The sequence below is a fragment of the Calothrix sp. CCY 0018 genome (assembly GCF_963920925.1).
Lineage (GTDB): Bacteria > Cyanobacteriota > Cyanobacteriia > Cyanobacteriales > Nostocaceae > Rivularia.
Genome location: NZ_CAWUDI010000009.1, coordinates 19,026 through 40,433, shown reverse-complemented (window position 1 = coordinate 40,433; position 21,408 = coordinate 19,026). Strand labels below are relative to the sequence as shown.

At 36.8% G+C, this 21,408-nt stretch carries 23 protein-coding genes and 2 pseudogenes; 13 read left to right on the top strand and 12 right to left on the bottom strand.

Annotated features, from left to right (window positions below):
* Positions 1-17 precede the first annotated feature (17 nt).
* Together ACM03V_RS08665 and ACM03V_RS08660 are read right to left on the bottom strand one after the other, a co-directional pair.
* Positions 18-1,292, bottom strand: coding sequence for a TRAFAC clade GTPase domain-containing protein (locus ACM03V_RS08665; protein ID WP_414620361.1), 1,275 nt, complete (start codon positions 1,290-1,292; stop codon positions 18-20).
* A 48-nt stretch (positions 1,293-1,340) separates the two neighbouring features.
* The gene (locus tag ACM03V_RS08660; protein WP_414620360.1) at positions 1,341-3,593 is read right to left on the bottom strand and encodes a hypothetical protein; all 2,253 of its coding nucleotides are present in this window, start codon (positions 3,591-3,593) and stop codon (positions 1,341-1,343) included.
* Between the two features lie 200 nt (positions 3,594-3,793).
* Between ACM03V_RS08660 and ACM03V_RS08655 the strand changes: the two genes are divergently transcribed.
* The 3 genes from ACM03V_RS08655 to ACM03V_RS08645 all read left to right on the top strand — a co-directional run bounded on the left by ACM03V_RS08655 (position 3,794) and on the right by ACM03V_RS08645 (position 6,215).
* Positions 3,794-4,570 (top strand): GTP-binding protein, encoded by a 777-nt coding sequence (locus ACM03V_RS08655; protein ID WP_414620359.1) that lies wholly within the window; start codon positions 3,794-3,796, stop codon positions 4,568-4,570.
* The gene (locus ACM03V_RS08650; protein ID WP_414620358.1) at positions 4,567-5,376 is read left to right on the top strand and encodes a metallophosphoesterase family protein; all 810 of its coding nucleotides are present in this window, start codon (positions 4,567-4,569) and stop codon (positions 5,374-5,376) included. Before ACM03V_RS08655 ends, ACM03V_RS08650 begins: the two co-directional genes overlap by 4 nt.
* A gap of 98 nt (positions 5,377-5,474) precedes the next feature.
* Entirely contained in the window at positions 5,475-6,215 is a 741-nt protein-coding gene (locus ACM03V_RS08645) for a metallophosphatase (RefSeq protein ID WP_414620357.1), read from the top strand.
* A gap of 42 nt (positions 6,216-6,257) precedes the next feature.
* Here the strand turns inward: ACM03V_RS08645 and ACM03V_RS08640 are convergent.
* Positions 6,258-6,329, bottom strand: a pseudogene (locus ACM03V_RS08640) (hypothetical protein); the annotation flags it as partial.
* A 250-nt stretch (positions 6,330-6,579) separates the two neighbouring features.
* Between ACM03V_RS08640 and ACM03V_RS08635 the strand changes: the two are divergent.
* Positions 6,580-7,035, top strand: coding sequence for a PepSY domain-containing protein (locus ACM03V_RS08635; protein ID WP_414620356.1), 456 nt, complete (start codon positions 6,580-6,582; stop codon positions 7,033-7,035).
* 249 nt (positions 7,036-7,284) lie between these two features.
* Here ACM03V_RS08635 and ACM03V_RS08630 read toward each other — a convergent pair whose 3' ends face one another.
* The gene (locus tag ACM03V_RS08630; protein WP_414620493.1) at positions 7,285-7,581 is read right to left on the bottom strand and encodes a DUF2127 domain-containing protein; all 297 of its coding nucleotides are present in this window, start codon (positions 7,579-7,581) and stop codon (positions 7,285-7,287) included.
* 304 nt (positions 7,582-7,885) lie between these two features.
* Between ACM03V_RS08630 and ACM03V_RS08625 the strand changes: the two genes are divergently transcribed.
* The gene (locus ACM03V_RS08625) at positions 7,886-8,593 is read left to right on the top strand and encodes a phosphatase PAP2 family protein (protein WP_414620355.1); all 708 of its coding nucleotides are present in this window, start codon (positions 7,886-7,888) and stop codon (positions 8,591-8,593) included.
* Positions 8,594-8,692: 99 nt separating this feature from the next.
* Here ACM03V_RS08625 and ACM03V_RS08620 read toward each other — a convergent pair whose 3' ends face one another.
* The 5 genes and pseudogenes from ACM03V_RS08620 to ACM03V_RS08600 form a co-directional block, all read right to left on the bottom strand.
* Positions 8,693-9,085 carry a hypothetical protein gene (locus tag ACM03V_RS08620; protein WP_414620354.1) on the bottom strand — a complete coding sequence of 131 codons (393 nt, stop codon included), beginning with the start codon at positions 9,083-9,085 and terminating at the stop codon, positions 8,693-8,695.
* A gap of 95 nt (positions 9,086-9,180) precedes the next feature.
* Positions 9,181-9,360: pseudogene (locus tag ACM03V_RS08615) on the bottom strand (phosphatase PAP2 family protein); the annotation flags it as partial.
* A gap of 56 nt (positions 9,361-9,416) precedes the next feature.
* Positions 9,417-10,658, bottom strand: coding sequence for a sensor histidine kinase (locus tag ACM03V_RS08610; RefSeq protein ID WP_414620353.1), 1,242 nt, complete (start codon positions 10,656-10,658; stop codon positions 9,417-9,419).
* A gap of 36 nt (positions 10,659-10,694) precedes the next feature.
* Positions 10,695-11,375: a response regulator transcription factor gene (locus ACM03V_RS08605; RefSeq protein WP_414620352.1), complete on the bottom strand. Its 681-nt coding sequence runs from the start codon at positions 11,373-11,375 to the stop codon at positions 10,695-10,697.
* A gap of 129 nt (positions 11,376-11,504) precedes the next feature.
* Positions 11,505-11,894, bottom strand: coding sequence for a hypothetical protein (locus tag ACM03V_RS08600; RefSeq protein ID WP_414620351.1), 390 nt, complete (start codon positions 11,892-11,894; stop codon positions 11,505-11,507).
* Between the two features lie 171 nt (positions 11,895-12,065).
* On the opposite strand from ACM03V_RS08600, the gene ACM03V_RS08595 reads away from it, so the two are divergent.
* The 6 genes from ACM03V_RS08595 to ACM03V_RS08570 all read left to right on the top strand — a co-directional run bounded on the left by ACM03V_RS08595 (position 12,066) and on the right by ACM03V_RS08570 (position 16,695).
* Complete coding sequence (locus ACM03V_RS08595; RefSeq protein ID WP_414620350.1) at positions 12,066-13,769, top strand: GH3 auxin-responsive promoter family protein; 1,704 nt, start codon at positions 12,066-12,068, stop codon at positions 13,767-13,769.
* Positions 13,770-13,835: 66 nt separating this feature from the next.
* Complete coding sequence (locus tag ACM03V_RS08590) at positions 13,836-14,144, top strand: hypothetical protein (RefSeq protein ID WP_414620349.1); 309 nt, start codon at positions 13,836-13,838, stop codon at positions 14,142-14,144.
* A gap of 105 nt (positions 14,145-14,249) precedes the next feature.
* Positions 14,250-14,603, top strand: coding sequence for a hypothetical protein (locus ACM03V_RS08585; RefSeq protein WP_414620348.1), 354 nt, complete (start codon positions 14,250-14,252; stop codon positions 14,601-14,603).
* Positions 14,604-14,605: 2 nt separating this feature from the next.
* Complete coding sequence (locus tag ACM03V_RS08580) at positions 14,606-15,574, top strand: efflux RND transporter permease subunit (protein ID WP_414620492.1); 969 nt, start codon at positions 14,606-14,608, stop codon at positions 15,572-15,574.
* A gap of 543 nt (positions 15,575-16,117) precedes the next feature.
* A complete protein-coding gene (locus ACM03V_RS08575; RefSeq protein WP_414620491.1) occupies positions 16,118-16,291 on the top strand; it encodes a class I SAM-dependent methyltransferase in 174 nt (57 codons plus the stop codon).
* Positions 16,279-16,695 (top strand): FixH family protein, encoded by a 417-nt coding sequence (locus ACM03V_RS08570; RefSeq protein ID WP_414620490.1) that lies wholly within the window; start codon positions 16,279-16,281, stop codon positions 16,693-16,695. The genes ACM03V_RS08575 and ACM03V_RS08570 overlap by 13 nt, the downstream gene beginning before the upstream one ends.
* Positions 16,696-16,930: 235 nt before the next feature.
* On the opposite strand, the gene ACM03V_RS08565 is transcribed toward ACM03V_RS08570, so the two are convergent.
* From ACM03V_RS08565 to ACM03V_RS08555, 3 genes are all read right to left on the bottom strand, one after another.
* Entirely contained in the window at positions 16,931-17,356 is a 426-nt protein-coding gene (locus ACM03V_RS08565) for a heavy metal-responsive transcriptional regulator (protein WP_414620347.1), read from the bottom strand.
* Positions 17,357-17,453: 97 nt separating this feature from the next.
* Positions 17,454-18,242 (bottom strand): MauE/DoxX family redox-associated membrane protein, encoded by a 789-nt coding sequence (locus ACM03V_RS08560; protein ID WP_414620346.1) that lies wholly within the window; start codon positions 18,240-18,242, stop codon positions 17,454-17,456.
* 229 nt (positions 18,243-18,471) lie between these two features.
* Entirely contained in the window at positions 18,472-18,819 is a 348-nt protein-coding gene (locus tag ACM03V_RS08555) for a four-helix bundle copper-binding protein (protein WP_414620345.1), read from the bottom strand.
* 387 nt (positions 18,820-19,206) lie between these two features.
* On the opposite strand from ACM03V_RS08555, the gene rppA reads away from it, so the two are divergent.
* The gene (gene rppA / locus ACM03V_RS08550; RefSeq protein ID WP_414620344.1) at positions 19,207-19,902 is read left to right on the top strand and encodes a two-component system response regulator RppA; all 696 of its coding nucleotides are present in this window, start codon (positions 19,207-19,209) and stop codon (positions 19,900-19,902) included.
* 8 nt (positions 19,903-19,910) lie between these two features.
* Complete coding sequence (gene rppB, locus ACM03V_RS08545) at positions 19,911-21,281, top strand: two-component system sensor histidine kinase RppB (RefSeq protein WP_414620343.1); 1,371 nt, start codon at positions 19,911-19,913, stop codon at positions 21,279-21,281.
* Positions 21,282-21,408 lie beyond the last annotated feature (127 nt).

The following is a 21,408-nucleotide window of genomic DNA, read 5'->3' as shown; positions in this document are numbered from 1 at the left end:
TAAACATTAGCGATAAATTAAAAAATATTCTGAGGAATTTCTAACCATTTATGACCTTGAATAATAGCAAAGCCATCGTTATTCTTACAGCCGATAGCAAATCTAAATAAAGCATTATTAAAAGCATTTATCTGTTCTTGAGTTGCTTGAACTGTCAACAATGTTGCTTGTAAATTTGTTTGCACCTCTGATACAGTACTTTGCTTTTTATTGACTTCTTGTTTAGTTTGATTTAATGGTGTTTCTCTATCATCAAAGAAGTTAGCTACTTCTCTAAATAACCACCACATTTTTTTTCGCTCATTTAAGAGCATTTGTTTCGTTGCAAATTCTTGTTTGGCAAACTCTAATCTATTCTTTTCGGTAGATAAAGTTGTTTCCAGATTTTCTAAATGTTTTTGTTCTTTTTGCAAAACCTGCTTTTTGTTTTCTAAAAATACATTAATCAGAAAAAGCAAAATGTACCGCAGAGGCTGTTCTCCATCTTTTGGTTGATAGGGAGCATTAATTGGAGTTTTATGATAATAAAATTTGGTGAAATTATTTGCGTCAGTTTTATAGTGAGAAAAAGTTATGTTGCCAATAGTTTGTACCGGAGTAACAACTACGGCGACTTTATTAATTAAAGCGTCCGATTTAAAGAAGTCTAATAACCCACTATAAGCTATTTTTAGATGATAGAGTAGATTCTCTGCATCTGTACTAGTTTTAGTATAAGCTTCGCATTTAATCGGTGCAAAAATTACTAATCGAGGCGAATATATCTGAGAAAATGCATCTTTAACTAATTGAGTAATCCGCTGAGAATAATTTTTTTCCTCGTGCCATTCTCCAATTTCACCATGACTGACTCTACCTGTCTTTTTTTGCATTAATGCAGTAGCATCAATTGGAATTACAATAGCATCACATTGGTTTAATTGCTGTTTGATATAATCTTTCTGTTCTGGTGCTGCATCGGGGTTGAAATACTCGCCAGAAGGATCGGTAAACCGCAATCCCATGAATTTTTTAGCACCACTTCCAATCTCAAAATAAAAGCCTTGGTCATTCCAAGGATTATCTTTTGGTTGTGTTGGAGTAACTTGTTTTTTCAAACGTGGATCGATATTTTTAAGGATAGATTTGCATTCTTCAATAGCTCGTAAGCTATTAGTATCATCCACCCATGTTTGGAGGTTAGCACGCTCAAATGTTTTATGAAATTCTTCGTGCATTGCTGCTAAGAGACTAGTTTTACCAATACCTCTTAAAGCAACCATTAAAATTCTCAGTTCTTCAATTTCATTCATAATTTTGTATCCAGATGATTGACCTAGTTATTTATCTTGATTTTATCTCTATTGAGCAAAAGAAAAATATTCTTGCTTATTTACCGTTGTGACTTGATTAACTGCTTGTATCCATTCCTCTCTCATTTGTTTCTCTTGTTCTTTTTGAGCAAAAATCTCAGACCAAATGTTACCACGGTTCTTTCTTAAAAAGCTTTTCCATTCTTTTTGAATATCTTTTTGCATAATTACATTATCAATGAACTCTTCTACCATTGCGTATACAGCTTCGGCTGGTTCACATAATAGTTCTTCCAAAGCTGGTTGGATAGTATTAATTGCTTTTTCATAATCAATTTCTAAAGCTGTAAGAATATCTTCTGCTGTAGTGTCTTTAGAAACGGCAAGTGTTTTATCTACTGGTTCTAACATTTGTCCATATTGTCCAGCGAGGGGACTAATATTAGTAAGTCCATCTAAGTGATGACGAATTCGAGGCAGAATTAAGCCACGATAGGATAGCTGAAAATTCCCTATCACTTGAAAACCAGCTTTTAATTTAAGTGATTTTTCCGGAATAAAATTAACTAATTCCGTTAAAAAGTATGAACCTTCTTTATCCGATAAATTATTGAATTTACCCTTTGACTTAAAAATTTCAGCAACTTTATTTTTAACTGATTCAACTTTACGAATTAAACTTTGATCTAAGGATAAAAATTTATGGGATATTAAAACCCTTAATTCATCTTGATAATCTGGATAAACTCTAAATGCACTACTCATCATAATCCGAGTATTAATTTTTTCGAGAGCATTTTCACATGATAGTATACCTTTATCCTGTTCGCAGTTTTCAATTGCAGCAATTACTCCTTCATGTAGTTCCTCATCAGGTATTTGACGTTGATACCAAAGTTCTGTTCTCAGTTGCTGAAGACTCAACGTAATATCTCTCCACCAACCACCATCATGATTTCCAAATAACTCGCTAAAAATTTCTTCGGTTTCTAAATAATCATCTTCTGAACCTTGAGGCAGAATCATTTGAGCTTTACTTAGCAATGCATTAACAGATTCGTAAATTTTAACTAAACGCTGTTGACAGACACTTGCATATTTGTTATCAAGCTCACCTATCTGATTAGTTAAATAATCTAAAATAGCCTCTAATAATTGATTTGTTGCTTTATTATCCGAGCAATTAGTAATTAAACATTTTTCTACTAAGATATATTTTTCTTTAATTGTCTCTAATAAATCATGGCAATTTTTCAGATTATCACCATTGTTAGAATTAGGACTAGTTTGATTTAGTACCAGAAATGACCATAAATTAATTGGTAATTCATCTAAGGCTGAACGTGCAGCATCATATAATTTAACATCTACATCTGCCCAGTAATCTCCTGAAGATTTGGGCATTCTTACAAATAAAACAAAATCAATATCTTTTCCTAATGCTTGGATTAATCTATTCTCGTCCCCAAGCCCTGTATCACCTAATCCGGGCATATCAACTAAAGCAATTTTACCAACATTTGGATTGGGAAATGTACAGGTAATCTTTACTTCTTTGACTGCTAAATAATTAAATAAAATTCTTTCACCATCGGTCGTATCTTGTGCTGTATATTCCCGTATTTGGTGCTTTTGAATAATTTTTGAAGAAGGTTGTTTCAAAAGATGGCGATATTGCTCAAACTGGGAATGGTATCGCTTTAAATGCTCGTACATTGCTCCTGGTTCTGCATAACCAGGAATATTTTCAGGTAATTGTGGCAAGGGTTTATTTGCGAATTCCTCTACAGTTAGAGGTTTTGCACTTAAATGAAGCTTTTCGTAGTAGGGAGCGATCGCTTCGTCGAGAAAAGATCGCTCTGTGTGAAACCACACCTCACCATAAGTATCTACGTTTGTATTGTGATAAATCGTACTACGAACTCCCGTACAATGTTGGCGATCGCCATCGGGTATTTCTGCGGCACTTAATCCTGTTAAACTTTGCAACAGACGGCTTTTCCCCTGTCTTGCACGTCCTATGACACCAATGTTAAAGGTATCGCGGGAAAAACGGTTTTTCAGTCGAGTTAAGGTTTCTAACTCAGAAGCGATCGCTAACTGGATATGAGAAAAATCTACTTCCTTGAGCTTTTCAAGAACATTCACATCTCCAATTTGGCTGGAAAGATAATTACGACGCTCCTCAAGTTGTTGTAAAGCAGCAAATAGAGTTTTTAAATTTCCTTCTACTTCTTCTATTTTACGAGCCAGAGGTTTACGCTTTTCGATAATATTGGCGATGCGTGTGGTTATGTCCATTGGATATGATTCTAAAACATACTAGCCAGTATATTTTACTACTTAATTATTCGCTACTATTACCCCATGAAGCTGAAAGAAACTCCCTGGTAGTCAAAAGTACAATTAAAAATTCCTTCCCCCCTCATTCCCAAATCACCTGAAAACGATTATCATTCACATATGAGTTACACTTAAGGTTGATAAATCCTCATGAATCTATGACTGTACCTTTAATTAACGTTGTAGCTGGTCCTGCGGGTTCGGGAAAGACAGCTTGGATTCATCAGCAAATCCAAGATACAGCAGTAGAAGATGAAAATATCATTTATTTCAGTCCCGGTACTGGTAAAGTTTCCATAGATAAAAACCGAATTGCAGCGGATTTTCCTAAAATAAAAGTTTTCAGCGACACTCAAGAAGTCGATTTACTCAAGGCAATAACTGAAGCAAAAGCAGTTTATATAGAATTGGGTTTTTATTTGCAATTGAGTACGAATACAACAATATTAAATAATTTGTCTTACCGTGCTGTTGCTATTTTACCTGCTCACCTTCCAGATTCGGAATATCATGTTTGGGCTGATGAAATTATTTTAGGAGTTCGGGCACAAACTATTTTATCTAGCCATTTATGGAGACTTGCAACTAATACCCAAGTTATTGATGAAGACAGTTTGACAGAATTTTGGTATGAATTAACTCACGGTGCTTATGGTCATGTTACCCGTGCTAAGGCAATTTTTGATGTTAATGATGGTAGAAGTATTTACTGTGATTTTGTTGCAGGTGTACCCCAAGCAGGTTTTTTGGAATTAAATTTACCCCGTCATTTGGAAGGTAGACCAGGACGTTTTAGCGGTATTGAAGTGGTGGGAGAAAATTTGCATGAAGATGCGCTCAAGCAAACTTTATCTGATTGTTTTTTATCAGATTCATTAATTAAGCAGTATCAGCAACAAGTTAAACAGATGTTATTAGAAGGTACGCAAGTATGAAAGTAGCAGTTATCTCATGTATTCACGGCAATATCGACGCTTTAGATGCTGTTTTATTAGATATAGACCGACACTTTGCTGAAAAAATCTTTTGTTTAGGGGATTTAGTTGGGTATGGTCCCTATCCTAATGAAGTAGTAGAAAAAATTCGTTCTCTAAATATTCCTACTTGTGGTGGTTGTTGGGATGAAGACGTAGTTGAAGGATTGAATGCTTGCGATTGCAGTTATCCTTCTTTGTTAGCAGAAAAACGCGGACTTGTCGCTCATGAATGGACTAATAAACAGATAGAACCAGAAAACCGCGATTTTTTAGCTCAATTACCTTATATTCTTAAAGAAGATAACTTAGCTTTTGTTCATGGTAGTCCTCACAGCAACCACGAATATTTATTACCAGAAATCGATGCATTTGTAGCGTTAGAAAGAGTAATTTCATCAGGTGCAGATGTGCTTTTTTGCGGTCATACTCACACCCCTTATTTCCGCAATTTAGATTCCGGTCAGTTAAAAATTCGCGTGGAAAGCAATAATTTATCTGAAGAAAAGAGCTTTACCGCCTCATTTAAAAAGATTATTAATGCAGGTTCGGTGGGAGAACCAAGACATGGGCGACCGAATGCAACTTATGTAATTTATGACACTGAAAGTCAAGAAGTGATACTGCGGGAAGTTGCTTATGACTATCAAAAAACTTGTGCAGCAATTATTGAAAAAGGATTACCACCTATCTTTGCTTGGCGTTTAGCACGGGGAATAGAATTTGCAGAACGTGCAGATGATCCAACTCATGTTTGTACTCGGTGATAGGTAATTGGGCATGGGGAATGGGGCATGGGAAGATATTTACTACTAACAACTATCCACTATTCACTAACTACTAACTTTTTAATCCAAAATTACTTATGAAGTGGGCAATTTTAAGCGGTATTGAAGGCAATTTGGCGGCTTATGAAGCGGTGATGGCGGATATTAAACGTCAAAGTGGTTATGTTGAGGCTGTATATATTTTAGGTGATGCGATCGGACCCACTCCGGAATCTGAGAAGTTGGTGGAACGTTTGGGTCAGCCACAGTCTGGGTTAACACCGCTCGTTTGTAAAGGATGGTGGGAGGAGCAATGTTTAATATTGCATGGTTTATCTGCGACTTCAGAACCTACCGATTTATTGCAAAAATATGGTGGCGAAACAGTAAAATTACTATGGAATCATGTTTCACGTCATACTGTAGAGTGGATACGAAATCTTGATTTTGGTTTTTTTGAGTTAGATTCTTTGTTGATTCATGGGACTACGGTATCTGTCGATGAAGCATTAACCCCAGAAACTTCTCCGATCATAATTTTAGATAGGGTAGCGCGGATGCAAGCGAATAATTTATTTTGCGGTCGTTCCGGTTTAACTTTTCAATATAATTTGGAAGCTGGTTCGATTGATACGGAAATAACCACCCTCGATAGTCAAATACCCCATCAGACTATCAATGTTACTCCGCGTATGGTAGTAGGGGTAGGGAATGTCGGTAGAAAAACAGGGGAAGCTACTTACACTCTCTACAACCCGAATAATAATCAAGTGGAATTCAAGACTGTCCGCTACGGAACAAGCAAGGGCTTTGGAGTCAGATTGAAGTTGAAAAAATAAGAGAATAGCTAAGAACGCAACCGTTACGGCAAAGCCTACGTAATACCCTAGCCCGAGAGACATTGAGATGAAGTCACCCGCCGTCTCGCCGAGCGTCGTAGCGATAATCTTCATAATCCAGAAGAAAATTGTGACTTTTGCGACTTTATTCATTTCTGCTCCTACTTGCTATCGGGAGATATATAATCTAAACTTTCGGCTTTATGCTATAGAGAAAAAGTCAAGAACTTGGGAAGATTTGGTAGGAAATAAAAACCTTACTGTTCATCGTAATTTCTGATATATTTGGTCAAATTCTTCTCAAGTTCTTGACAATTAATATCTACAGTTAAATAACAAACTGAGAACAACGTAATTTCACATCATGAGTGCAACAAAGATAATCGCTTTAGCCGCAGTTTTAGCCAGTACTTTAGGATTTGCTGGTTTAGCCCGTAACGTGTCTGCACAACAAACCGAGTCACAGTTAGCAGTAAATAATCGTGAAAGCACTGAAATAGCCCAAGCAATCTATGGTGATGGTGAAACAGATGATGATGCAGAAGAACAGCAAGAAACTGCAAAATACCAATCCTTGACAAAAATCACTTTCGAACAAGCCAAGCAAGCAGCGGAAGCAGCCGTAGGAGGAAAAGCCAAAAAAGTGGAATTAGAAAACGAAGATGGTAATCTCGTGTATGAAGTAGAAATTGGCAAAAAAGAAGTAATTGTTGATGCGGGTAACGGTAAAGTTCTCTACACCGAGAATGAAGATCGAGAAGACGACGAAGCTACAGAAGCAAATCGACCTAAAAGCAGTATTCAGGTTCCCTATACTTAAGCAATAGTCTTCAATCAATTACATCTGTGATGTAAATAAATCTGTCAATTTTCACAGATAATTTTTCTGACTCACACCGATAAACGGGTTTTGAGGTAAGGATTTATTTCTTATTCTCAAAACCCTTTCCTGATTAGTCTTTAAGATTCAAGTTTTGATACCAAAATAAGTTAAATTTAAAACCTATAAAACTTACGCAAAATTTACTGATTTTTTTTTACGTTGTTTGCGAATCTGATTCCAGAAATACTAAAATACAGCTAAATACGTCAAAAATACGACAATTTTCAAGAAATTAAAACTTTTGAATAGCTCAAAAATTTCTAGTACTATGCTGATACCGACTAAACCTAAAACTAAAAATTTTGCCCAAGATTTCTCATACCATAAACCAATAGCTTCAATTACGGTTACAAAGGCATATATTCCAGAAACTATGCCGCTAAATTGTAAGGTTTGCCTTTTAATATTGATAATTTTATTTACTAACCATTCAATAATATCGAATTTACTTTCTAAAATGTAAGATTGAGAAAATGATGAAATATGCTGATAATTAGCAAGACTAAAAAATCAAAATACAGATGCTATGGCAAGAAGAAAAGCTTCTAACAATTTGTAGATAACAATAACAGTTAAACCGAAAGAGCGTTTTTTTGACATAATAGTTGATAAATTGGCTTTAAAGTGGTGTAATAATATTTGTGAGAATATTTAGTATGCTATGTATTTTATTACTTTTTCCCAGTTTAAAATGCAGAAAAAAACGCGCCTAGTCAAATTAGTAAATTAACAAACAAACTTATTAAAATCTTTTCATTATTCATTTCATTATTCATATATATCTTCTATGCAAAATTACCTTCGCAAACTAATAAATTTTTGGTTCACTCGGGTACATCCTCGTATAGCTTCACTTATTACCACTATTGGAGTTGCTGGTTTAGCTATCTGTTTATTAATTGTCTATATATTAGCCCAGCTTTCAGAAGAAGTTTGGGAAAAAGAAGCTTTTGCTTTTGATAAAACTATTTTGCTATGGATACATCAGTTTGCAAATCCCACATGGGATAATATCATGCTCAATATTACAAAAATAGCTAATCCTCCTACAGTTGTGACTATTGCTATCATTACTTTCGGGTTACTTTGGTGGAAAAGGTATCAACAAGAAGCCAAAATTTTCGGTATTCATGCTCTTGGAGGTGCAATCCTGAGTTATGGTTTAAAACTGTCTTTTAGCAAACCGCGTCCGCAGCTTTGGCAGCAATTAATTACAGAAAAAACCTATAGTTATCCTAGCGGTCATGCCTTGGGTTCGATGGTGCTATATGGCTTTATAGCTTATTTACTAGCGTCTCATTATCCAAAATTTGCTAAGATAATCTATACTTTTGCGGTTATATTAATTGCTGCTATCGGCTTAAGTCGGCTGTATTTAGGCGTACATTGGCCCACAGATGTGATTGCTGGTTATGGAGTTGGTTATTTGTGGTTGATGTTTTCTATTACCATGCTCAAATTACAACAGTCTCGTTTTATCAATTCTCCTAGATGAAATTAGGAGCGTATTCTTAAATAAAATTCTTCATTATCAGACACAAAGTTTTTAGTAGTTGTCGGTAGTGCAGCAGCAAAATCACGATCGAATAGTATTTTATCGGTGCGATAGTGAAACCGATCTCTTATGCTTTAAACTTAAGTAAATAATCAGACTTACAATTATACAAAGAAAAAGCATACTAGTTCCGGTCGTACCGAAACCGAAACCACCATTTTTAGTTGGTTGGGATAGTAAATCACCGATAGATGCTCCAAGGGGACGAGTCAAGATGTAAGCTAACCAGAATGCCAAAACTCCATTCAGTCCAAAGTAATAATAACAGCCAGCGATGATTACAATTGCAGCACCAAATATTAGTGCTGCTTGTGCATAACCCAGTTTTAAAGCCTCTGCCAATAAATCTCCCATTGCCGTACCCAAGGCAAACGTAAATAAAATAGCCATCCAGTAGAAAAGCTCTCTTTGAACTGTGTTGATAGAGTGCATAGCTAATGTCTTTTCTTTTGAATACCAGAGCGCAAAAACTGCCGACAAGACAACACTAAAAACTATAGCAGTTGTTACTAAACTAACTCCAAATTGTGTATCTCTAAATACAGCCGACTCAAACCTATAGCACCGATTAATATAACAGCGAAAGTATAGATAATTTTGCTCTGTTTTGGATAATGATATGCTAGTAAATAAGCGATAAAACCGTATAACACTATCGAGCCTAAGGCATGAACGCTAGGATAACTAAAGGTTTTTTCCATAAAGAGGCTTTAATAAAATTTTTGAGTGACTGTATTACTTTTTAATCAGTATTAATTTCATTTCATTCGAGGTAGGTAGGTAAACGTATAGTAAAACAACTACCAATTCCTAACTCACTACTAACAGTAATTGAACCGCCGTGATTGTTCATAATTGCTTGAGAAATTGCTAAACCTAAACCAGAACAACCAGACTCATAAGAACGAGCTTTATCGGAACGCCAAAACCGCTCAAAAATTCGTTCTAAATTTTCTGGCGCAATAGCTACACCTGTATCTTCTACCGTTACCTGATAGTAAGAATCGACACGATTTGCTTTGACTTCAACTTTTCCACCTTCATGAGTATAGTAAATCGCATTTTGAATAATATTACCGAAAGCTCGACTCAATTTCTTTGCATCTCCCAGTAATAATAAATTATTTTGAATTTCTACTTGTAAATCTATACCTTTAGCTGCTGCTTGAGATTTATATAATTGTATTAAGTTAGAAATAATTATACTTAAATTAATAGTTTTTAGCTTTGTATCGGCAACTTTATCCATGCGTGCTAGAAGCAATAAATCTTCGGTTAAATGAGCCATTTGATTGGTTGCACTACTGATAGCAGTAAATTTTTCCGCATCAATATTTCTCATTCCTTCTGGATACTTCAAAGCAACTTCAGCACTACTCTTAATTGCCATTAAAGGATTGCGTAATTCATGACTTGCATCAGCAGTAAATTGCCTCAGACGCTCAAAACTTTCTTCGATTGGCTGCATTGATTGACGGTTCAGCCACAGTCCCCCAATTCCACTTAAAATTAAAGCAAAAACTACCCCAGCACCCAAACCCAAGTCTAATTTTTGGATAGTTTCATCAAAATCTTCTAAAGATTGACTTACTCTGATATAGCCAATTTTTTGTTGAGTTTCATGATCAAAAATTGATAAAGTTACTGCTTGAATTTGTTTTTCTCGATCAATTTGTCTTTGTACGGTTTTATTGGGATTTAAAGGTAAATTTAAGGTATATTTACCCTGCTGCTGAAGTAAATTACCTTTAATATCAAACCACTGCAAACCACCTTTGCGAGCATCTAAATCTTTATCTTGCCAATACTCATCAATATCTAGTTTTCCTGCTTCTAATTCTGCATCTACAGTTACACCTTGTCCTAAAACTATAAGTTTATCTATGACTTGCTCGCTGAGGCTGCTAACAAAAACAACTCGCACAACAATTGCAAATCCTGCTAGAACAATTGTAAAAACAGTTAAGCTAGATAAAAGTAGGCGATCGCGAATTTTCTGAAACATTGCTTAGAGGATATTGATAATATTTAATCGGATTTTCTAATCATCAACTGCCCCTAAACGATAACCCACAGCATAAACTGTTTCAATCAAATTATCTGGACTTCCCGCAGTTCTTAGTTTACTACGCAAGTTGGTAATATGAGTTTTTACCGTTCCTTCTCCAGAAAACTTGTCAAATTCCCAAAGTTTTTCCAGAATTGCCGAACGGGTCAAAACTTGCTGGGCATGGCGCAGAAAGTATTCTAAAATTAAGTATTCTTTAGGAGTTAAGAAAAGAGGATTACCTGCATAAGTAATTTCGCTACTATTTGGGTCGAGTTGTAGTTTACCGTGAGTTAAAATTGATGGTTTAACTTCTGGAGTTCTACGGGATAAAGCGCGAATTCGTGCAGCTAATTCTTCTAGTTCAAAGGGCTTTATGAGATAGTCATCTGCACCTGCATCGAGTCCAATTACTTTATCAGTGGTAGTATCTTTGCTTGTTAACATCAAAATTAGAGCATTGGATTTATTCTCTCGCAATCTTTTGCAAAGACTAATACCATCTAAGCGCGGTAGCATCAAATCTAATAATATTAAGTCATACTCGGCAGCTTGAGCAAAATTCCATCCCTCAATTCCATCAAGAGCAATATCAACTGCGTGATGTTGATGTCTTAAATCTTCAGCCAGCGCTTTAGCAATTCGTTTATCATCTTCTACAATTAAGATTTTCATGGTTTCAAGAATTACATTTGAATTACAAATTTTACACCTCTCCAGTGATTTATATTAAAAAAAGTTAGTTTTTTTTACATCGATATTTGTCTTGGTAAAAAGGTTTTGGTATCTGTTGAAAATTAGAATTTAAAAAGACTTGAATCTAACGTCAAGTAGCCACTTTACCGCATCTAAGTAACTTTGATCGTTCAAGTCTTGCGAACTAATACGGTTATCTTTGACACCAGCTTGAATCAATTGTTCAGCATCAACTCTACCCAACTTATACTCCCAACGAAAGCCACCAAAACCAGGTATTCCCCGATCTTTTAAGTATCCGTCATCAGCCAAACTTACTAATGCAGAAGGCGAAACCGATTGGTTACTCGTATTCGATGTTATTGGCTGTGCGGCGAATGTATCCGTGTAAGAATTTGACCGTGCAAAGGTAGGTAAGCCAGTAAACAGCAATACCGTGCCAGTCATAGCCAGAGCCAGAATACCATGCCCTCTTGTTTTTGAATGTTTATTGTTCACGATTATCAAACGAACTGTTTTATTACAAAACTAACTTTAGTTAAATAATGTCAAGAACTCGGTAAGATTATGATGCTTTTATCCGATCGCAATTCTAAACAAACGAAATCTTGTCAAGTTCTTGACACTTCAAAAGTAAGTTAAGAAGCAGACAATTTACTATTAAATCAAATGACTAGCCTTTCTTTGTCACTTCTAGCTGCTTATGCTGCTTATCACAAAGTTAAGTTGACTCGTAAAACTCTTCAAGTTTATACAGTTCAAGAGCGGTTTTTACTTAATCTCCTCCAAGCCCATCGGAACACTGAAATGGGGAGAAATTTGGGATTAAGCTCTATTAAAACCATTCACCAATTTCGCGAACAAGTTCCAATTCTGCCTTACGAAAGCTACGAGCCTTATGTCGATCGCATTAGCAAAGGAGAGAAAAACGTTCTTAATCCCGAACCAGTGGTTTACATCAATCTTACCAGTGGTTCGACCGGAAACAAAAAGCAGGTGCCTGTAACTCGCAGCTTTCAAGCTTCCTTACGACGGGCAGATTTAGCTAGTATGGGCTTTGCGATTGAATTGCTTAGGCAACAAGGGTTAGAGTTTGGTAAAACGCTGCTGCCCAACTCGGCGAATTTGCAGGGAGTTACAAGTGGTGGTATTCCCTATGGCCCGGTGAGTGTAGGCAGTATTCGCAAGGGTCGGTTTCTGTTTGAGCAAGCTTTTGTGCATCCTTACGGCGCGCTTCAAATTGCCGATAGTCTGGCTCGTCATTATGTCTGCTTGCTATTTGCTTTGCGAGATCGAGATATGCGGGGAATGACGGCTAATTTTCCCATGTTGATTTTGCGTACCTGCGGCTATCTAGAACGCTACGGGGAAGACTTAATTAATGATTTGGAAACAGGAGCGATAGCCAAGGAGCTAAAACTAGAACCGCATATTCGCGTCAAGTTAGAACGTAAGTTGTTCCCAGCACCAGATAGAGCTGCCGAACTCAGACAAATCCTCAAAATAGAAGGAAGACTTACACCCAAGCAAGCATGGTCAGGTTTATCCTATATTGTCACCGCTCAAGGAGGAACATCGGATTTTTATTTGCAGCACTTCCCCGATTACTTTGGAGATACCCCTATTTTTGGCGGGGTATATGGTTCGGCAGAAGCTACATTTAGCGTTTATCCCAAATTCAATTCGGAAGGTGGCATCTTGGCAATTGAAAGCGGGTTTTTTGAATTTATTCCTGAAGAACAGTGGGAGGAAGAAAATCCCAAAACCCTTCTGGCAACTGAAGTACAAGCTAATAAACTTTACCGCATTCTAGTTACAAGCTACAGTGGTTTTTACCGTTATGACATTGGCGACGTTGTACAAGTATTAGGATTTTACAACCAAGCTCCCTTGATTGCGTTTCGCTACCGTCGGGGTGGACTGTTATCTTCCACGACCGAGAAGACAACTGAATCTCATACAATTCAGGTAATGCAAGCACTCCACAAAGAGTTTAATCTGCGTTTAGATGATTTCTGTATCACACTCTCAGAGCAAGAGTTTCCCGCTAATTATATAGTAAATATAGAATTGGCTGCGGGAGAAACATTGAGTAATCCTCAAGCGTTTCTAAATCGCTTTGAATATTGGCTGAGGCAGATAAACACTCCTTACGGAACCGTTCGCGACGGACAGGTTCCACCACCTCGATTGCGAATTTTAAAGTCAGGCAGTTTTAATATTATTCGTCAGCGGCAGTTAAAGAAAGGTATGCCTGATTCTCAACTTAAATTACCCCACATCAGCGAAAATCGTTCATTTTTAGCTGAACTAACTATAGAACATGAAGTAACATTATCTGAGGTGTCAATCAAGTTACCGATACCGTCCTAACTATTACTAATTTGACGAAAAGATAAATGCCTTCTTAAATAAATTTTCTGAATAATTTTGTAATCAATGGTTTCTATTGCTCGCAAAAATCTGTTTGAAGATATTCCGCGCTTTTTAATAGCTCAAGCGGGAATCATGTTTGCTGTCAGCTTAGTGACTATTCAAACTGGAGTCTTGAATGGGGTGATTCGCTCTACCATAACTTTAGTAGAAAATTCGACCGCCGATATCTGGTTAGCGTCAGATAAGATGATCCAACTTGAATTGACGCGACCAATTTTGTACGATTATGCCGTCAGAGCTAAAAAGATTGATGGTGTAAAAAGAGCCGAAGCATTGCTTCAAGGCGCGGCTAATATTGTGTTTAGAGTATAGTCTTGTTAAAAACCACGAAGAATAAATTTCATCCTAATTTCATAATTAGCTGGCAAGATCGACAAATGTAAGTAGATATATAAACTGCGATCGCCCTTCTTAACCATGCCTTTCACCGCAACATCTGTAATCCTATCTCAAATGAAGCCGTCGGAAAATCACGAGGGGATGAATCATGGTGCCGCACAAAATCATAATTTAGTATCTCACACAGCTTTGCTGGGTGGGGGAATTTTCCTTATCGGTTTGTTATTGGTTTTTAGTAGATTCTTATTAAAACGTTCCCCGAAAAAGCATAAAAAACCTGTGGAATCCTCATTACGTCCGGGTAAAACACTTATAGGGATTGGTATTTTCGTCTTGCTTTCCGGAGCTATTTTAACAGTTACCAATCAACTAAAACCTGCTTCCTCAATGGCAGGGATGGAAGGACATGATATGTCCAAGAATTTCAGCTAAAAATTGACCGTCGTAGAGCCAAGGAACTGGGATTAAATATCAAAGATATCGCCGAACAAGCCCGTTATGCTTTGAATGGCGGTTACACTCGCAGATATTATAATCGTCCCAACTTAAGACAAAATTCTATTTTAGTTAGGTATGAAGAAGATGACAGAGCAACGATGCAAGACTTGTCTTCAACCTATATTACCACGAACGATAATCAGCAAGTACCGTTAAGCACCGTTGCAACATTACAACCGGAACAAGGACCGACATTAATCGAACGAGTTAACGGCAAGCGGGTGATTTACGTCAACGGATACTACCGTAAAGATGGGCCAGCTTCGATGGATTTATCAATGTTAATAGCCATGCGTGCGGGTAGTGAATTAAACTTTCCCCCCGGTTACGGTATCGATTCGATGGGGGATATGACGGATATGATGATTGAGTTTGAACGACTTTTACAAGGTTTGGTAATTTCTTTATTATTGATTTACCTCATATTAGTAATTCAATTTGGTTCGTTTATCCAACCTTTAGTAATGATGCTGTCAATTCCTTTGCAGTTAGTAGGAGTTTTCGGAGGGTTGTTACTTGCGGGACAAACTTTGTCTACGGTTTCGATTTTAGGAATTGTTATTCTATCGGGTTTATCCGTTTCCGCCGCTATCTTATTATTAGAATTGATTTTAACTAAACGTCAGGAAGGAGTACCGAGGGCTATTGCAATTCGCGAAGCGGGGCCAGTTCGACTCAAAGCAATTGTAATGACTACCTTTACAACAATCATTGTAATTGTCCGACTAGCCTTTTTCCCAGAAACCGGAATGGACGCTTATTCACCCATCGCGACGGTAATTTTGGGTGGTTTGCTTATTTCAACTTTGCTGACTTTGATTGTTGTACCCGTGGTTTACTCGCTTGTAGATGATATTACAATTTGGTTGAGCTGGTTGAGGAAAAAATTAGGATGGCACGCTTGAGTTGAAAAAATTAAATTTGATTCTGAACTAATTTCATCTTGATTTCATAAGTATATGAGAAATTAGTTATTAGTGTAGTTCCTCATGCTCGGCTTTCCATTAAATTTATTTTTAATGGATAAAAAATTGGACTTTTATATGCTCTTATAATGCATATAAAAGTCCACTTTTTGGTATAGCTGGCATTGTGGACAGATTAATCTGCAAATCCTGTTTGGGCACATCGTAGCGCATATTAGATATCTCCGGAAATGAAAAAGAACTGTATACAAACCTCTCCCCGTTCACGCAGTGGCCGCTTACGGCTAGCGGAGAGAGGCTTTGAAATCCCCCTTCCCTGCTCCGGGAAGGGGGGTAGGGGGGTTAGGTCTACGTATATAATTAAACTCATATAAATGTTTTCCGGAGATGTCTATTTGTAGTTAGCAACTTTAGCGTTACTTTCATAATTGCGATTATAATCCATTCACCAGCACAACGATGATTTTGATAATAATCGCCTTTTGGCATCTTGTCATACCTCAATAAGCTTCAGTTAACTCACTGCCATTTCATAATTATGCCTTTGATGTAATTGTGTGTGCCAATGCTTTTCATTATTTTGAACAGCCACAAATAGCATTAGCACAAATTAAACGGGTACTTAAACCCAATGGTAAATTAATTATTCTTGATTGGAGCAAAGATTTTTTTATCTGTAGAATCTGTTACTACTAACCCTTAGTTTCTTCACAATTGCTTGCTCAACTCCAGAAACAGAAGCACAAACAGAAACAGCATCAACCACCACATCCGGGCAACAAACAGAAAACGCCACAATTAATTTAGTTAGCCCTAACTCCCAAGAACCCGTAAAAATGGGTGAAAATCAACTAATCGTAGAAATTATCGACCCCCAAACCCAGAAACCCGTAGCCGTAGAAAACCTAGACGTAAACGTTTCCATGCCGATGGAAGGTGAAGAAGAGATGACCTCAATGGCAAAAGTCGAACCAGACGCGCAACCGGGAAGATACATTAAATTAATAAAAGAAAAACATTTCATCCTAATTTCATTTTTATCTGTCAATATTAAAAATAACTCAATAGACCTATTACTAACAGTGAGATATTTTCTGTAACTCCTCACTAATTTCACCATTTAAATAATTATAGTAATTAAGGTCTGCTGAGTTTTTCTTACGACTGAAGTAAGTGCTTAGGCAAAATTAATTAGATATTGTCATTGCGAGGAACCAAGCAATCACAAGGATTTCAAGGTTTCGGAATGTACAATTAATTTTGCACAACTACTTGTATACTTTATTATTCGCGTCGAGAAACTAAAATATATTAATTGCGTTATTGCAAGCAAGTTCAATGTAGAGGTACGCTATCAATTAAGGGACAAACTTCTTCCTGCTTTAAATTAGATTCCGGTTTATTTGCCCAACTTGCACGATATTCTTCTAATTCCCCTTTGAATAAAGTCATTTGTTTAATTTGAATTGCCAATTGTTCGATTTTATTCTCTAATAAACTCTGTACTAAATCGCAAGGAATTTCACCACCGTTGCGAACATCAAGGATTTGTTTGATTTCTTCTAAGGTAAATCCGAGAGATTGAGCTTTCTTGATAAATTCTACCTGCTCGGAGGCATTCGCAGCGTAATATCGATAGCCATTGTCTCCTATGAGTACGGGTTGCAAAAGTCCTATATCGCTGTAATAACGTAATGCTCCTACAGTAAGTCCTGTTTGCTTGGCTAATTCTCCAATTTTTAGATAGGCTAATTTATTCATGGTTATTTCCCTGCCTATTTCTACTACTTAATTAATCATAAACTCTCTAGTTAACCAGAGAGTCAATTTTACGATATTTATTGTTTGCATTATCTATCTATCTAGCATCTTGCAACCGAACAACCGCAGCAGGTTCAATTTCTTTTACCTTGGCAGATTCGACTTCTCCGGTAGCAGCAGAGTAAATTAACGCTCCTCCCATAAGTGCCATAATCGCATTTTCGGCAAAGCTAATTATTCCTAAAGGTGCTTTGGAATTTCCTCCCACACAAGCACAGTTGAGCGCTAGTTTATCAATATATACCGCTTTAAATACCGAAATACCGCCGCTAACACCAATAAACAGAGAAGTGATTCCCGTTACTAATGGTGCAACTCCGGAAAGAAAACCAAGGGCGATCGCCAATTCTGCAAATGGATAAACTTTGGCATAGGGTTTGATTCTTTTGGTTATCAGATCGTACTTTTTAAAGCCCTCAGCAAAAGATTCGATATCCATCAGCTTTAAAGTAGCTAGCAAGGAAAGAGAGAAACCCATAAACCCAGTTAAGCCCATAGTGGTTGCTAAAGCCATCAACCCTGCGCTGGAAAATACCGCAATAACCGGAGTGTAGGAATAATCTGCACCTTCTGCTTCAACGTCTAGCTTTTCTGCTAAATCGGTATAGCCTCCAATTCTTTCATCACCAGAGAAAATCTGTGGTGTGGTTTCAACATGATGTTTGGCTTTAAAGTCGTCTACTTCTTCACGAGATGTCAGTTTATTATCTTCAAACTCAATTCCTTTTTCGTTGAGTAGATTGATTGTTTTTAATCCCCAAGGGCATTCGTGTTCTGGGGTAGACATCCGATATACTTTAACTTTTTCGAGGGTTGTGCTATTCATATTTTTTATTTAATCAACTATATATTTAAGATAAACTCTCTAGTGAACTGTAGAGTCAAGTAGTTTCGGCAAATATTTAGGCGTTACTCAATTAAGCAATGAATTATGTTTATCTATATTCTGTATTAGACAGAAAACTGGTGTAAAGACGTAGCAGTGCTACGTCTCAAACAATACAATGTGAAATCGTAACTTCATCCGCATGATTAAACAGCGAATAACCTATAACTTACGCTGCTGCCATTTTACGACAAGATTCTGCACAACGACGACAGGATTCGGCACAGCGTTTGCAGTGGTCAGTGTCATGTTTGCCACACTCTGAGGCACAAGCTTCACAAGCATCAGCGCACACGCTACACATTTGAGCATGAATACCTGATTGACGCACCATCAAACGAGCGCAAAGGTCGCAGGTATCCGAACAGTCTCGGCATAGTTTGATGCATTCAGACATCATTTGCACCATATCGCTGCTCAAGCAAGCAGTGGCGCAATTTTCGCATTCTTTCAAACAATCTAGACAAGCCTGAATACAAGATTCTAAATTAGATGATTGAGTTTGAGTAGCTGTCATAACTTTAACAAGAGGGAATAATGAATTGAAATAGGTTTTGTTACCTACTGTTTTACATTATTAATTGACAAAGCATGATTTCATCTAACGGAGGTAATAGCCTTAATTCTAACTATTGATGCGACATGATTTCATCCTGATTTCATTTTTGTATGTTATGAGGATTTTGATTTGTGCAATACTATCCAGATTTATGACCAATTTTTTTTAAATACAAGCGCTGAAAGACAATAATAAGTCTTACGAAATGTGGCTTAATGGAATAGATTTAGCATAATCAAATATCATATTTTTATTGATAAATTTAGTTTTCATCTTGATTTCATAAATTTATGTCAATCTGTTTTTAGAGTGAACTTTATTACAGTTAAATTTTGCGCGTGTTTTATGAGAGTGTTACTAGTAGAAGACGAACCAGATTTGGGTGCAGCGATTAAACGAGTTCTAACTCAACAAAAGTATTTAGTAGACTGGGTGATGGATGGTAATGAAGCATGGGGACATTTAGAATATCGGTGGACGGAATATACAATCGGTATTTTCGATTGGCTGCTTCCAAAAATGTCGGGATTAGAATTATGTAAAAAGCTGCGTCAAAATAAAAATGCTATGCCCGTTTTAATGCTAACAGCTAAAGATAGTATGGAAGATAAAGTAGCTGGTTTGGATGCGGGGGCAGATGATTATTTAGTTAAACCTTTTGGAATGGAGGAATTATTGGCAAGGTTAAGGGCTTTGCAAAGAAGGGTACCTCAATTTCAACCGCAAAAACTGACTATGGGCAATTTAACTTTAGATTACGGTAATAATATAATTATTAATAAAAACACTTCCGAAGATAAACAAGAAATGTCTTTGACAAACAAAGAATTTCAGCTATTAGAATATTTGATGAAGCATCCCAATCAAATTCTCACAACCGAACAAATCCGTAACCAGCTTTGGGAAGCAAGTGCAGAATCGAGTAGCAATGTAGTAGCCGCGCAAGTTCGTTTGCTGCGACGTAAATTAGCATCAAGTGGTTGTGGAAATCCAATCGAAACTTTGCACGGTATGGGATATCGGTTTAATTTTAAGAATTAGTTATAAGCATGAATCAAAATAAACTGTTTCAACGTACTCGAATTCGATTAGCGTTTTGGTATGCCATTGTCATGGGTTTAATTTTAACTGCGTGCGGTTTTGGTTTTTACACGGCAGTATCTCATGCTCATTCGGAAGCATTAGATAGAGAATTAGAATTTGCGGCTAAAAGTTTACATAATAATTTAGAACTTAAGTTAAACCAGCCCGAAAAATTATCACCAATTGTGAAAGAAGTTTTACCAAATATTTGTGTAGTTGAAACAGGTTGTATCTCGGAAAAATCAGTTTCTCAACGGCATATTTTAAACGCAATTAATCAAGGTTATTACGTGCGTTTATTTGGTAATTCGGGAAATTTGATTGCGACTTCTGGTTCGTTACCTCAAACTCAATCTTTAGATTTAAACAAGAAACTTTGGCAAACTATTGAAGATGATACTGGTAACTTCTACCATCAAATGTCATTAGAATTACACACTAAAGATAATCGCGATTGGGGATATTTACAAGTAGGAAGAAATATCGCCGACGTTAATAGCTATATGGATGCAGTTAAATTAAGTTTGCTGGTGGGATTACCAATTGCAATGATGATGGTAGCTTTTGCTAGCTGGTGGTTAGCAGGTTTAGCAATGCGACCAATTTATCAATCTTACCGACAAATTCAACAATTTACAGCCGATGCTGCACACGAATTAAGAACACCTTTAGCCGCAACTCAAGCAACAATAGAATCAGTTTTATTAATGCCAGATTTAGATATTAAAGAAGCTTGGGATATTCTCGCAACTATCAAGCGTCAAAATCAGCGGCTTACTAGTTTAGTTGTAGATTTATTAATGCTTTCTCGCTTTGATAGAGAATCTATTGACCTACAGCGGGAATTATGCTCTTTGAATGATATTATTGATGACTTGATAGAAGAATTTGCCGCAATGGCAATTTCAGCCAAAGTAACGCTAAAATCGGAAATTAGCGTGCATAAAGATGTGAATATTATCGGTAATTCCGAGCAGCTTTATCGCTTATTTTCTAATTTAATTGTCAATGCAATTCAGTATACTTTACCTTCTGGGGAAGTTACAGTTATTTTAGATAGTTATGAATCGGATGCTGAAATTCGAGTCAAAGATACGGGTATTGGTATTCCGACTCAGGAATTGTCTCATGTATTTGACCGCTTTTATCGAGTTAATAGCGATCGCTCTCGTCATACTGGCGGCTCCGGCTTGGGTTTGGCTATTGCAAAAGCGATTGTAGTATCCCATCACGGTAGCTTGGAATTACAAAGTGAAGTTAATAAAGGTAGCACTTTCATTGTTACATTTCCTTTATTACAACCATCTCGCACAATATTAATCAAAAAGGGTTTATAGGCTTAATTTAACAGAAATGGCCGCAACCGCAACGATAAATTAACTCTTTCAACCGTTTAGATCCCCCCAACCCCCGCTGTATTGGGGGGCTTTGCATATATTACTAATTTACTAGCTAACATACATA